The following is a 14,184-nucleotide window of genomic DNA, read 5'->3' as shown; positions in this document are numbered from 1 at the left end:
TAGTATAAATAAGACCCATATGAGAACTAAGACCGTTTCTGGACTATTGAAAACTACGTTATACCTGCTCTTCATGCTTTTATCAGCATCGGGAGCGTATGCGCAAACAGATATCACCATTGGCTCTGCTACAGGCAGCAATGGTAATTTCGACTATCCATGTCCTATACAGGACTATTATGAAGGACACCGTGCGCAATACCTTTATAAAGCCTCAGAGCTGATTGCTAAAGGTATGCAACCTGGTTTTATCAATGCGGTAAAATTCAATGCAATCACATTGAATGATGCTGATCTTGCGGATCAATTTGCTATAAAAATTGTAGGTACTACTGTAGCATCTCTCTCCGATGCCAGTTGGGAACCGGTAGGGAACAACGCTTTTGGCCCTGTCGACTACACGCCGGTGCTGGGTCTGAACGTTTTCACTCTTACACCAGGCTTTTTCTGGAATGGTACAGATAACATTCTGATAGAAGTTTGTGGTGGTGCAGATGACTGGTCTGGTAACCCCAGCTTCCCATATACATCAGGATTGTCTTTTAACGGGTCTCATACTTTCCGGCAGGATGCGGGATTTAGTCTTTGTGGAACTACACAGGTTTCCAATACCGGTGATATGACCACCAGGCCGGATATCATCTTTAACTGGACACCCGCACTTGCATGTACAGGCACACCTGTTGGAGGTACTACAGTATCAAATGTTTCCGCTGTGTGTCTCAATGAAAGCTTCACACTTTCTCTTACCGGCAATACAGTTGCTTCAGGTCTTACTTATCAATGGCAATCTTCTCCCAATAATACTACCTGGACGAATATCCCGGGCGCAACTACAGGTGTACTGACAACTACGCAGACAGCATCTACTTATTACCGGTGCGTAGTTACATGTACAGCCAGTGCTGCATCAGCAAACTCTTCGAGCGCACAGATTACAAGTCCTACATTGATATCAGGTACTTTCACCATTAATAAAGCATTGCCTACCGGCAGTGGTAACTTCGCTTCGTTCAATGATGCTTACAACTATATAAAATGCGGCATCAACGGACCGGTAGTCTTTAACGTAGTGACAGGTTCAGGGCCGTATAATGAGCAACTGAACATGATCCCTGTTCCCGGTGCTTCCGCTACCAATACAGTTACTTTTAATGGTAATGCAAACACACTTTCTTTCCTCTCTACTAATGGTAATGAACGGGAAGTGATCAAACTGAATGGTGCGGATTATATTATTTTCAATGGACTTGTGATCAATGCACTGGGTACTTCAACTGCTGAATATGGCTTTGCAGTGCAGTTGCTGAATGATGCAGACTTTAATACAATTAATAATTGTACTATCATATGTAATACTACTTCTACTTCTACAAATTATGCAGGTATCGTAGTTAGCCCTTCTGCTAATTCCGCTACGAACAGCGGTACGGGGAAATGTGATAATAATACCTTTAGTAATAATACCATTATTGGTGGTTACTATGGTATTACCCTGGTGGGTAATACTACCGATGCTCCAAATGGAGGCAATAAAATCATCAATAATAAAATCAGCGATTATTATAACTACGGGATCTATATACTGGGTTCTTTCAATACAACCATTGAGAAAAATACTTTTAGCAGACCCACCCGCGCAAGCGTGGCTGATTTCTACGGTATTTATATGACGGGTCTCAGCACCAAAGTAGTTATCAATGCCAACCGTTTTACAGATCCTTTTGGTGGTGCCCTGGCAAGTACCAGTACTTTCTATGGTATCTACACTTCCAGTGTGGATGCAATCCCGGGATTAGAAAACGTGATAAGCAATAACCTGATGTACAATCTGTCAGGAAGCGGTAGTATATACGCGATTTACAATAGCAGCTCTGATAACATCTGGTATTATCATAATACGCTTTCACTCGATGGGACAGCCTCTCCGGGAACGTCATATTCTACAAGAGGTTTTTATCAGACTTTAGATGCTGGAGGGGTTAATTTTATCGATAATATTATAACAATTACCCGCGGCGGACAGAATGCAAAACATTGCCTTTATTTCAATACTGCCAGCAGTCAGATCACTTCAAATTATAATGATCTTTTTATTAGTCCTGCGGCAGCGAATGCCTTCACCGGGTATTACACAACTAATCAGGCTACGCTGGCTAACTGGAAAGCAAATGCATTGCAAGATGCTAATTCCATTTCCGGTAATCCTATTTACAAGGATATAACTCTTGGCGATTATTCGCCTACCAGTGCAGCGATCAATGACAGAGGTACACCGATCGGCATCCTGGAAGATATCAATAGTGCTGCACGTAGTACTGCTACGCCGGATATGGGCGCTTATGAATTTACACCTCCGGTATGTACTTCGCCTCCTACAGCAGGTTCTGCAACAGTGAATATTACCCCGGTATGTATAGATATGCCCGTATCATTGAATCTGGCTGGTAATTCAATAGGCCTTACCCAAACTTATCAGTGGCAGTACTCAACAACGGCTACTGGTACTTATACAAACCTGGGCGCTCCTATCAATTATCCGGATACCAGTATAAGATCAATAGGAACGCTTTACTACCGTGCAGCAGTCACCTGCGGTACCAATACCACCTATTCAGATCCGGTATTGTTAACCGTGAATCCTGCATTGCCTGGAGGTACATATACGATTGATAAAACGGCTCCGGCAAGTGCTGTGAACTTCGTGAGCTTTAATGCTGCGAAGGCTGCTATGGCATGTGGTATCAGCGGTCCGGTGATCTTTAATGTTGTACCTGGACGTACCACTTATGAAGAGCAACTGGTGCTTGATTCTATAAGAGGTGTATCAGCGATTAATACGATTACCTTCCTGGGTAATGGTAATACTATTCACTTCACATCGTCTAACACAGATGAACGTGCGGTAATAAAACTGAGACAGGCAGATCATACTACTTTCGATAGCCTCACCATTGATGCAACCGGCACCGGTACTTACGGGTATGGTGTGCAACTGGTTAACTATGCAGACAGTAATACAATCCGCAAGTGTAATATCATCACCAATAATACTTCTACTTCGTCTCTCTATGCAGGTATTGTAATTAATGCGGTAAATAATGATGCGACTACAACAGGTAAAACCCGTTGTACAGGTAATATTTTCAGTAACAATACTGTTACTGGTGGTTACTATGGTGTAACACTGGTGGGCGGTAACTCTGACCCGGTTATTGGTAACCGTTTTATAAGTAATGCAATCCAGGAATCTTACAGTTATGGATTCTATCTGAACAATACTTATAACACATTGCTCAGTGGCAACCTGATCACCCGTCCAACCCGCACTAGTTCATCATTTAGTTACTATGCGATCTATGCTAGCAGCGATAATGGACTGTTAAATATAACGGAGAACAGAATTACAAATCCTTATGGAGCTATGTTGTCAACAACCAATTCCTTCTACGGGATCTACTTTAATTTTACAAATGCACCTACTGGAGCAACAAATGTAATCTCCAATAATATCTTCTATAATATTACAGGACAGGGCTCTGCGACTGCACTTTACAACGCAGGATCTGCCAATGCTGCTTATTATCATAACACGATCCTGATGGATAATACAGGAGGTTCGTCTTCCTATACTACCAGAGGTTTCTATCAAACATCCGCTACCAGTGAACTGAAGTTTATCAATAATATTGTTGTTATTACTGCTTCTGGTACCAACGCTAAACATGCTATCTATCTGAGTGACCCAACAACAGAGATAGTTGCTGATAACAATGATTATTATGTGAAAGGTGGTGGTAGTAATAACTTTATTGGGTATAACGGTACAGGATATATTACGCTTACCGACTGGCAGATAACTACCGCTATGGATGCTGCTTCTGTAAGCACAGATCCGGTATTTGCTGATGTGGCGAATGGTAACCTTGCACCGGTAGTCTTCTCAATAGATAATATTGGTCAGCCGGTAGGTATTACTACAGATATCCTGCATAAAACGAGAAGTGCAACTAAACCGGATATAGGTGCTTATGAAATAGATATACAGCTTTGTACTACTCCACTCAATGCAGGTACGGCTGTAGTAACTCCTAATACAGGCATTTGCGTGGGTACGCCAATTGTTCTGGATCTCACAGGTAACACACCTGGTGGCAGACTTACCTATCAATGGCAGGCCGCTATTTCAGCCAATGGTCCGTGGATCAATATCACTGATACCATGTATGTATCCAGATATAAAACAGAACTTGGAATGACCAACTTCTACCGCTGCCGCATTGTGTGCAGTGGTACAGATACGGCCTATTCTACTGTAACATCTGTAAGCATGAATACGCCGTTGATGAAAGGCCTGTATACTATCGATCCTGCAGGGTCAGGTTCCAGGAACTTCACTTCATTTGTAGCAGCAGTAGCTGCTATGGAGTGTGGTATTGCTGGTGAGGTGATCTTTGAAGCAGTACCCGGTACATATACCGAACAGGTGCGCATGCATAAAATAGGAGGTGCCTCAGATACCAGTCGCGTTACCTTCCGCAGCCAGAATGGGAATCCTGCTTCAGTAACATTGACATACGCACCAACTGCTGCTAATAACTATGTGCTGAAACTGGATAGTGCAAGTTTTGTTACTTATAAAAACCTGACCATCGCCGCTACGGGTACTACTAATGCAAGAGTAGTTGAACTGACAGGTGTAACAGCTTACGACAGCCTGTTGTACAATAAGATCAACATGCCTGCTACCACTACTAACAGTACAAACATAGCAGGGGTGTACGCCAATGCCTTTAACGGGAAAAAGAACACTATCATCGGTAACACCTTTACCAATGGTGCCAGCGGTATCTGGTTCTCTGGTCCATCTAACACTATGCTGGCACCAGGACTGGTGATAGATAGCAATACAGTGAATGGTGCTTATGTAAATGGTATTTATGTTCTCAACGCAGCTAATGCAGTAATTACCAGGAACACAATTAACCGCACCACGGCAGGAAGCACACCTAACTATGGTATCTACGCCAGCTATTGTGATACAGCTTACCGTATCTCACAGAATAAGGTGAATATCAGTAATTCTAATTCCAGTACATACGGTATCTACGTTGATAACAGTAATGGTACACAGGGGATCTCCGGATCAATTGTTGCAAATAAAGTACTGGCCCTCACCGGCAACACCGGTATCTTGTATGGATTATATATTACCAGTTGCAGTAATCATAAAACTGTCAATAACGTAGTGAGTATAGCCACTTCGGCTGCCAGTTCTTATGCATTGTATAGTATAGGTAACAGTAATGCTAATTACTTTAATAACTCAATACATAGTACTGCTACATCTACTACCAATAACGTAGCTGGTTATTTCAGCAATACATCTGCTGCCACCAGCAATATTAAAATACGCAATAACATTTTCTCACATGCAGGTGGAGGATATGCCTTACTCGCAGCGAACCCTCTTTACCTCAACAGTGATTATAATACATTTTATACTTCTGGTACAAACCTCTTCAGATCTACATCTGCGGCTGCTAACTATGCTACATTAGCCGACTGGAGAACAGCTACAGATCTTGATCTCAGCTCTATCGTATACAAACCGGCCTTTGTAAGTAATGCTAACCTGGAGCCGGATGTAAATAACGCAGATGTATGGGCTATTCATGGACGTGGTGTACAGGTAACAGGTAACGATCGTGATTTCAATGATCAATACCGTCCTGTTACACTGGCAGAAGGTGTTCCTGATATGGGAGCATATGAATTCCTGCCAGCTGTAGAACCACCATTATTACAGCCAATACCATTGGCACCTGCAGCCGGTACTACCCAACGCATTATGTTTGGTACAGATACCGTAGCTAAAATTACATGGTCACCTGCAACAGCAGTACCGACAGGTATCACCTTAAAGAGATATTCCGGTATCAAACCGCCAAAACTGGCAGCAGGAAGAGAATTCATGTACTTCTATACTGATGTGGATGCAACCGGTTCAGGTGCCTACAAATTTGATCTGCAGCAATTCTATGTGGATTCATGGCAAGGTACTATGGATAAGGAAAAGAATATCCGCCTGGGTAGAACAGATACAGATTCTGTATGGCTGGTGAATGATAGCAGTAAGGTGGATGTAACCGCCAATATTATATCAGATAGCTCTTTACAATATCTGGACAGATTTACAGGATTGAAAGGTAATATTCCTGATGTACCGGTAATACCGGCTATGCCAGACAGCTCCAACAGGGGTACCCGTTTCTGGGTAGGTTATGGACATCATCAGTTCTTTACTACCACTAACACACAGAGCATGGTGTTATACCTGAGTGCAACTCAGTTATCACATGTTACAGTAAAAATAAATGGTACCAGCTGGAAGAAAGAATACACAGTAGCAGCGAGAAGTGTACTGGTGAGTGATCTTATCCCAAGAGCAGGATTGAGTGATGCCCGTTTGCTTGTAGAAGGTCTTTCAGATAGAGGTATCAGCATTGAGAGTGATGCACCTATAGTAGCGTATGCGCATATTTATGGAAGTACTTCTTCCGGTGCTACCATGTTATTGCCTGTAGGTACTTACGGTTATGAATATTATGCATTGATGTCCCGTCAGTACTACAGCACCAATACTTATGCATGGTTCTATGTAGTGGCAGATAATGATAATACAGTGGTAGAGATCACGCCTTCAGTACCTACATTAGGTGGTCGCCCTGCAGGAGTACCTTTCACGGTTACACTGAACAAGGGTGAGATTTACCAGGTATTAGGAGCTTTAAAAACGGGTAGTGAAGGTTATGATCTGTCAGGAAGTAAGATCCGCTCCATCTCTAATTCTGCAGGCAAATGTTATCCTGTGGGAGTGTTCTCCGGTAGCAGCCGTACAGGTATTGGTTGTGATGGATCTGCAGGTGGCAACGGAGATAATAGTATTCAGCAGAACTTCCCTTCACAGGCATGGGGACAACATTATCTCACCGCGCCAACTTCTACTGATGATGATCCTACAGTGGCGATGACGAATATTTTCCGTGTGATGGTGAAGGATACATCAACAGCAGTATTCCTGAATGGTGTACGACTGAGAGGATTAATAAATGGCCGTTACTATCAATATCAGAGTGATATTGCCGATTATATAGAAGCTGATAAACCTATTACAGTAGCTCAGTTTATGGCTTCTTCCCTCGGTACTTGTCCTAACACAAATGGTTATGGGGATCCTGAAATGTTTTATCTCAGCCCGATAGAACAGGGAGTTAATACTGTAGGTCTTTACCGTAATAATGTAGAAGTGATCGTTACGAATTACCTCACACTAATTACGCCTACAGCTGCATTGTCTTCTATATTGATAGATGGTGTTAACACATACGATTATAGTTATGATCACCCGAATAAGCCTGGTTACACGGTAGTGGTAAAACGTTGGCCAGCCGCTAAAGCCCAATGTATTGTAACAAGTGATTCTGCCTTTACAGCTATCACTTATGGATTGGGTAGTGCAGAAAGCTACGGGTACAATGCGGGTACACTGGTAAGGAATCTGAATATGAAGACGAGCTTCAATAATACTTACGATTCAAGTGGTACTCCAAGTAAATATACCTGCGCTAAAACGCCGTTCCGCTTTACTGCGATGTTGCCGATAATACCTAAAACGCTGACATGGCAATTAAGCAAGGTAAGTAACCTGATACCTGCTGCAGATGTGACCCAGACTAATCCGGTGCCGGTGGATTCATTAGAAGCGAACGGAAAGAAATATTACAAATTCACTCTGTCCGGCGACTATATGTTCACCACACCAGGAATGTACTACATCCCTGTGCTGATGGGTCACCCCGATATAGAAAGTTGTAATAATACTGCCGAAGTGATGCTGGAAATAAAAGTGATCAGTGCCCCTGTGGTAGACTTCAGCATAGATTACTCTGGTTGTATCAGTGATGTTGCCGTGCTGGATGGTGTTGTTGTAACAGAAAATAATGCAGCGATCAATGTCTGGAAATGGAATTTTGCAGATGGTACTACTGGCGCTACACAAAGTGTAACCAAAAAATATCCGGCCGCAGGCACCTATATGGAAGAATTGCACATTATCACTTCTGAAGGTTGTATCGGTGATACAGCAAAAGAAGTTGTTGTGAATGATCCTGGTGCTGCAACACTGGTAAAAGATACCATCACTGTTTGTTCCGGTACCGATGTCACTTTCAATGTACAGAATCCTGAAGCAGGCGTAGTATACAACTGGTATAATGCCGCTACCGGAGGAGTACTGTTAGGTACAGGAACCAGCTATACTGTACCATCAGTAAGCAGCAAAGGCATCTATTATGTAGAAACATTAAAAGCCGGTTGCCCTGGCAGTAGCCGCACACCTGCAGTATTACTCGTACTGCCGCAACTGGTAGCTCCTGTAGTAACTGCAGACTCGATAGGTGTGAACGCTATCAGGTTCAGATGGGATGCTATCACTGGTGCAACAGGTTATGAAGTGTCGCTGGATAATGGCGCTACCTGGATTGAGCCTTCTTCCGGATCACTTGGATTAGAACATATTGTTAGCGGGTTAAGACCTGTACAATCTGTTACACTGATTGTAAAAGCAAAAGGTTGTATCGATAAGATCTCTGATCCGGTAACTGCTGTAACCCTTCACGATGGTATCTATATCCCGAATGCTTTCTCTCCGAATGGTGATGGTCTCAATGATGTATTGCAGATATATGGTGCCATCATCAAAGAAGTACACTTTATGGTCTTCAACCAGTGGGGTGAAAAAGTATTCGAATCTAATACTCAGTCATTAGGATGGGATGGCTCCTTTAAGAGCAAAGGACAACCCTCTGGTGTATACATCTATGTATGTAAACTGAAACTGCTGGATGGTACTGAGATAGAAAGAAAAGGATCCGTTAACCTGATTCGGTAAGCTAAAAACTGCACACAATGATCCCTGTTAAAAATATATTTGCTTGCTTGTGCTCTCCGCCATCTGGCGGGGGCACTAGCAGCAAATCCCTCTCAATAACGATTGCATTAATACTCATCACTGGTATTGCAACATATGCCCAGAACCTGTCTAATAAAGGGAAGGATTTCTGGGTGAGCTACGGCCATCATGAGTTCATGGAACCCGGACAGCCCAACAGTCAGGAAATGATTCTTTATCTGAGTGCGGAACAACCCGCACAGGTAACGGTTACATTGGACGGTACTACCTGGACAAGGAGCTACACCATTCCCGCAAATACAGTAATTGCATCAGATCTCATTCCTAAGTCGGGAGCCTTTGATGCACGACTATATTCTGTACCTCCTCTTTTTGGTGGTACCGGTGGAGAAGGCCTCTTCACAAAAAAAGGAATACATATCACGAGTGATGTACCTATCGTAGCATATGCACACATTTATGGAAGTGCTTCTTCCGGTGCTACTACGCTCATGCCTACAGAAACATGGGGATATTATTATGTATCACTTAATAGTGAGCAGAGTTATGCCAGTGACTGTTTTTCGTGGATGTATGTAGTAGCCGATCATGATAATACTCAGATTCAAATAACTCCCTCCGTATTAACCCGTAATGGCCGCCCCGCAGGAGTTCCATTTACGGTAACACTGAATAAAGGGCAGGTGTACCAGGTGGTAGGTGCTACTACAGGTGCTACCGGTCTGGAACTAACTGGTACAACTGTTCGTTCCATTGCTAACAGTGCAGACACCTGTTTTCCTGTAGCGGTTTTTTCAGGAAGTAGTCGCACTGTTATTGGCTGCATACCTGGACAGGGTAGTAGTGGTGATAATAATATGCAGCAGGTATTCCCTTCCCAGGCATGGGGGAAACGTTATTTAACGGCACCTACTTCAGTAGATAATACGCCTGCCAGCCTGATGACCAACATTTATAAAGTAGTAGTCAAAGATCCGACAACTGTAGTGAAGCGAAACGGTACAGTAATTCCATTAGCTTCATTGATAGGAAATTCCTATTACAGGTTTGTTAGTAATACAGCCGATTATATAGAGGCAGATAAACCCATTCTGGTAGCACAGTTCATGTCTTCTTCAGGTGCGTGCCCCAATACCGGTGGAAACGGAGACCCCGAAATGATATACCTCAGCCCTGTGGAACAGTCTATTAAAAAAATAGGCTTTTACCGTAATACTGTAGAAAGTATCACTGTGAATTATCTCACTATGATCATTCCCAAAGGTGGTATTCCATCCCTTAATATTGATGGGGTTTTAGGTGCAGGAGCACTTACATACAGTTACCCACATCCTAACCTTCCGGGTTATACGGTAGGAATCAAAAAATGGATAGCATCCAAAGCACAGTGTCTGGTACAGAGTGATTCCGGATTCACCGCAATAACGTATGGACTGGGTAGTGTGGAAAGTTATGGTTACAATGCAGGTACACTCATTAACAACCTGAATGTAATGGGCGTAATTCATAATGAACAGGATACTTCTTCTACCAAAAATGCTTTCACCTGTACACAGACTCCAGTAGAACTCTCTGTACTGCTGGCTTATCAGCCCACGAAAATGGTGTGGGTCATCAATCCGCTGGGTGCAGCTATTACGCCTAATGCAGATGTAACAGTAAACGCACCGGTAAGTACAGGACAGGAAATGGTAAACGGTGTACCTTATTATAAATACACCTTACCTGGTACCTACCAGTTCAGCAATACAGGCACTTACGATATTACTATCATCAATACGCATCCCAGTATTGAAAAATGCGACCATACAGAATCTGTAAAGATCTCTGTGACGGTACAACGAAAACCAAAAGCAGATTTTACTTTCACTCATACAGGTTGTGCGCTGGATTCCGTTTATTTTAAAGGCAGTTCAAGTGGTAATGGGTATGATATAAACAGATGGAAATGGACCTTCCCTGGTGCTGCGAAAGACAGCGGACAGGATGTGCACAGAAAGTTTGCTACAGGACAGCAGAACATACAGCTCAGGGTGATTTCCAAAGAAGGGTGTATAGCAGATACCATTATCCCTATTACCATCTTTGCACCACCAGTTGCTAACTTCAGTACTTCTGTAAATGCACTGTGCGAAGGTAGTAGTGTATCTGTAACAGATCAGTCTACCTTTGGTGGTACTGCCCCCATCAATGCATGGCACTGGAATTTCAATAATGGCAGCATCGTCAATGCAACAACAGCTGCTGCTCAAACAACACAATACAATGGCTTTGGTACTTATACAATAAAGCATGTTGTAAAGGTGAGTGACTTATGTATCAGCGATACCGTAAGTAAAGATGTGGTGGTATATGCCAAACCCCTGTTAGGATTTACTTATCCTAACAGCTGTCTGGATGTGAATGGGATTGTACAGTTCAACAGCACCACCACTGTCCCCGATGCGCAGACGCTGAATACCTATGCGTGGGACTTTGGAGATGCTTCGGCTACACCTGCTAATCCCAATACTTCTGCACTGGAAGATCCACTGCATACTTATACAAAATTCGGAACGTATAATATCAAATACACTGTAACAACAGATAAAGGTTGTTCAAAAGATACAACTGTAACAGCCACATTTAAACTAAAACCACAACTTGCATACACAACATTGTCTGCTGTATGTGAGAACGATAAAAGTATTATTTCCGTTGCAAAGGCCAGTGTTATCAATGGTGTTACTGGTACCGGTAAATACAAAGGACGGGGTACAAGTGCCAATGGTATTTTTAACCCTGCTGTGGCTGGCGTTGGTACTCATACGTTATGGTATACATTTACAACCGGCACAGGATGTATTGATTCTATCTCCAGTACTATTACCGTACATCCTAAACCAGCAGCGAGTTTCAATGCTACTGATAATGTGTGCCTGGGAGAACAGGTTACGATTACTGATCAATCAGCCGTTCCCACTGGTAACATCACTTCCTGGAAATGGCTGCTGGGAGATGGTACCAATGAAACACATACAAACAACACTCCATTTAATAAAACCTATACTATCTGGAATACCTACACTGTCAAACTGGTAGCGGTTAGCGACAATAATTGTGTTAGCGATACCGCTATCAGGACAGTGTCTGTACATCCGTTGCCTGTGGCAGATTTTGCAATGCCTGCTGCTATATGTATGCCGGAAGGGAAAGCTGTCTTTACCAATCGTACCACTGTAGCAGATAAGTCTACTTTGGCTTATGAGTGGAGCTTTGGTGATAATACTGCTACCAGCGCAGATGGGTCTCCTGTTCATTACTATAAGACCAAAGGTCCTTTCACCGTGACGCTGGAAACAACCTCCCTCTATGGTTGCACCAGCAGTAAGTCACAAACATTGGATGCCTTTTTCAATCAACCTGTAGCAGGTTTTACCGTAGCACCGGATACTTTGTGTGAGGGAGCTGATAATAATTTTACAGATCAGAGTACAGATGCCGGTAACAATATCAAAACTTGGAGCTGGTATTTTGGCGATGGTAGCACTGCAACTGATCCTAACCCCGTGAAAAGGTACAATATGCCCGGTGAGTATAATGTACAGCTCACGGTGATCAATGGTGCAGGATGTGTGTCTGCTCCGTTTACAGGAAAAGTAGTGGTGTATTTACAACCAGTGATAGATGCAGGACCTTCCTTTATTGTACCACAGGGAACAGAAGTATTCTTCAAGCCAACTGCAAACGATTCTACTGTACTTACTTTCCAGTGGTCACCTCCGGATGGGCTTTCTTCTACCTCTGTACTTAGTCCTAAACTACTGGCAATGCATGACCAGGTTTACACGCTGACTGCTACTGGTCTTGGACAATGTACGGCTACTGATGTGCTCACAGTGAAAGTATTCAAACCGGTAAAAGTGCCGAATGTGTTTTCTCCTAATGGTGATCAGATCAATGATCGCTGGGAGATCCCAAATCTGTCAGATTATCCGGGGTGTACAGTAGAAGTATTTAACCGCTACGGACAGAGAGTGTTCAACTCTTTAGGATATGAAACACCTTGGGATGGAAGGTCTAATGGTAAGTTATTACCATTGGCTACTTATTACTACATCATTAAACTGAAAAACGGATTTGCTCCATTATCAGGTAGCATTACCATACTACAATAATCCATGTAAATATTTACCGCAATGAGAACTATCATAACAATCATCCTGCTCTGGCCGCTTTTGCTGACAACAGGTAATACAGCAAAAGCGCAGGCCGACCCGCACTTCTCTCAGTACTATGTGTATCCTTCCTGGCTGAACCCGGCTCTTACAGGTGCATTTGACGGCAACTACCGGTTGGCCGCTATCTACCGTAACCAGTGGGGAAATATCAGTAATCCTTTCGCTACATATGGAGTAGCTGCAGACTTTACAACCAGTAAACAATTCAACTTCGGTGTCAGCGTATTGAATCAGAGCGCCGGTGATGGTGGATATAATTACACCACTGGTTATGGTAGTGCTTCTTATACAGGTGTACGCTTTGGTGAAAATGAAAGACACCGTATAGTATTCGGGTTGCAGTTTGGATTTATCCAGCGTAAGTTCGACGCATCCAAGCTCACCTTCGGTGATCAGTGGAATCCCGTTACGGGCTACAATCCTGGTACTCCCAGCGCTGATGGTTTCAGCAGAACTTCTGCTACATCATTTGATGCAGGTGCAGGTGTATTGTATTATGATGCAGAACCCGGTAAAAAGTATAACATCTTTGGTGGCTTTGCGGTATCGCATCTTACACGTCCTACAGACCAGTTCAGTGCTACCGGCGATGCCCGCTTCCCTATGCGTTTTACAGGACATGCCGGTGTGAAGATTGCCGTAACAGATGTCATCAGCATCACGCCTAACCTGTTGTACATGCGACAGGGTAATGCAGAAGAAAAAATGTTTGGCGCATATGGTCAGATGTTTATTACTCCTACTACTGATTTTCTGTTGGGCCTCAATTACAGGGTCAAAGATGCGATTACCACACATGCAGGTTTCACCTACAAAAGTTTTACGCTTGGTGCCAGCTATGATGTGAATACTTCACAGCTGAGTAAAATGGTAAAAGGATCTAACAGCTTTGAGATCTCGCTCACCTTTATTGGCAGAAAAATCTTTAAAACGCCGGAAGTGGAATTTGTTTGTCCAAGGCTGTAAAATGATCAACCATCCTTCACGAAT

The 14,184-nt window shown here is 43.1% G+C and carries 3 protein-coding genes; all 3 read left to right on the top strand.

All coding sequences use genetic code 11. The features are described 5' to 3' along the window. The first annotated feature begins 19 nt into the window (after positions 1 to 19). From BM176_RS18040 to BM176_RS18030, 3 genes are read left to right on the top strand one after another with little or no spacing between them, the layout of a single operon-like run. Positions 20 to 8,953, top strand: a complete 8,934-nt coding sequence (locus tag BM176_RS18040; protein WP_143097848.1) for an Ig-like domain-containing protein — start codon at positions 20 to 22, stop codon at positions 8,951 to 8,953. 17 nt (positions 8,954 to 8,970) lie between these two features. After that, positions 8,971 to 13,131, top strand: a complete 4,161-nt coding sequence (locus BM176_RS18035; protein ID WP_090105590.1) for a PKD domain-containing protein — start codon at positions 8,971 to 8,973, stop codon at positions 13,129 to 13,131. A gap of 21 nt (positions 13,132 to 13,152) precedes the next feature. Then, the gene (locus BM176_RS18030; protein ID WP_090105588.1) at positions 13,153 to 14,160 is read left to right on the top strand and encodes a PorP/SprF family type IX secretion system membrane protein; all 1,008 of its coding nucleotides are present in this window, start codon (positions 13,153 to 13,155) and stop codon (positions 14,158 to 14,160) included. Positions 14,161 to 14,184: the final 24 nt, after the last annotated feature.

The sequence above is a fragment of the Chitinophaga sp. CF118 genome, from assembly GCF_900112615.1.
Lineage (GTDB): Bacteria > Bacteroidota > Bacteroidia > Chitinophagales > Chitinophagaceae > Chitinophaga.
Note: the sequence above shows the minus strand (reverse complement) of the source record. Positions and strands in the feature narration are given on the sequence as shown.

Coding starts and splice junctions, on each gene's coding strand:
- BM176_RS18035 (WP_090105590.1), top strand. CDS start 8,971: ATGATCCCTGTTAAAAATATATTTGCTTGCTTGTGCTCTCCGCCATCT.
- BM176_RS18040 (WP_143097848.1), top strand. CDS start 20: ATGAGAACTAAGACCGTTTCTGGACTATTGAAAACTACGTTATACCTG.
- BM176_RS18030 (WP_090105588.1), top strand. CDS start 13,153: ATGAGAACTATCATAACAATCATCCTGCTCTGGCCGCTTTTGCTGACA.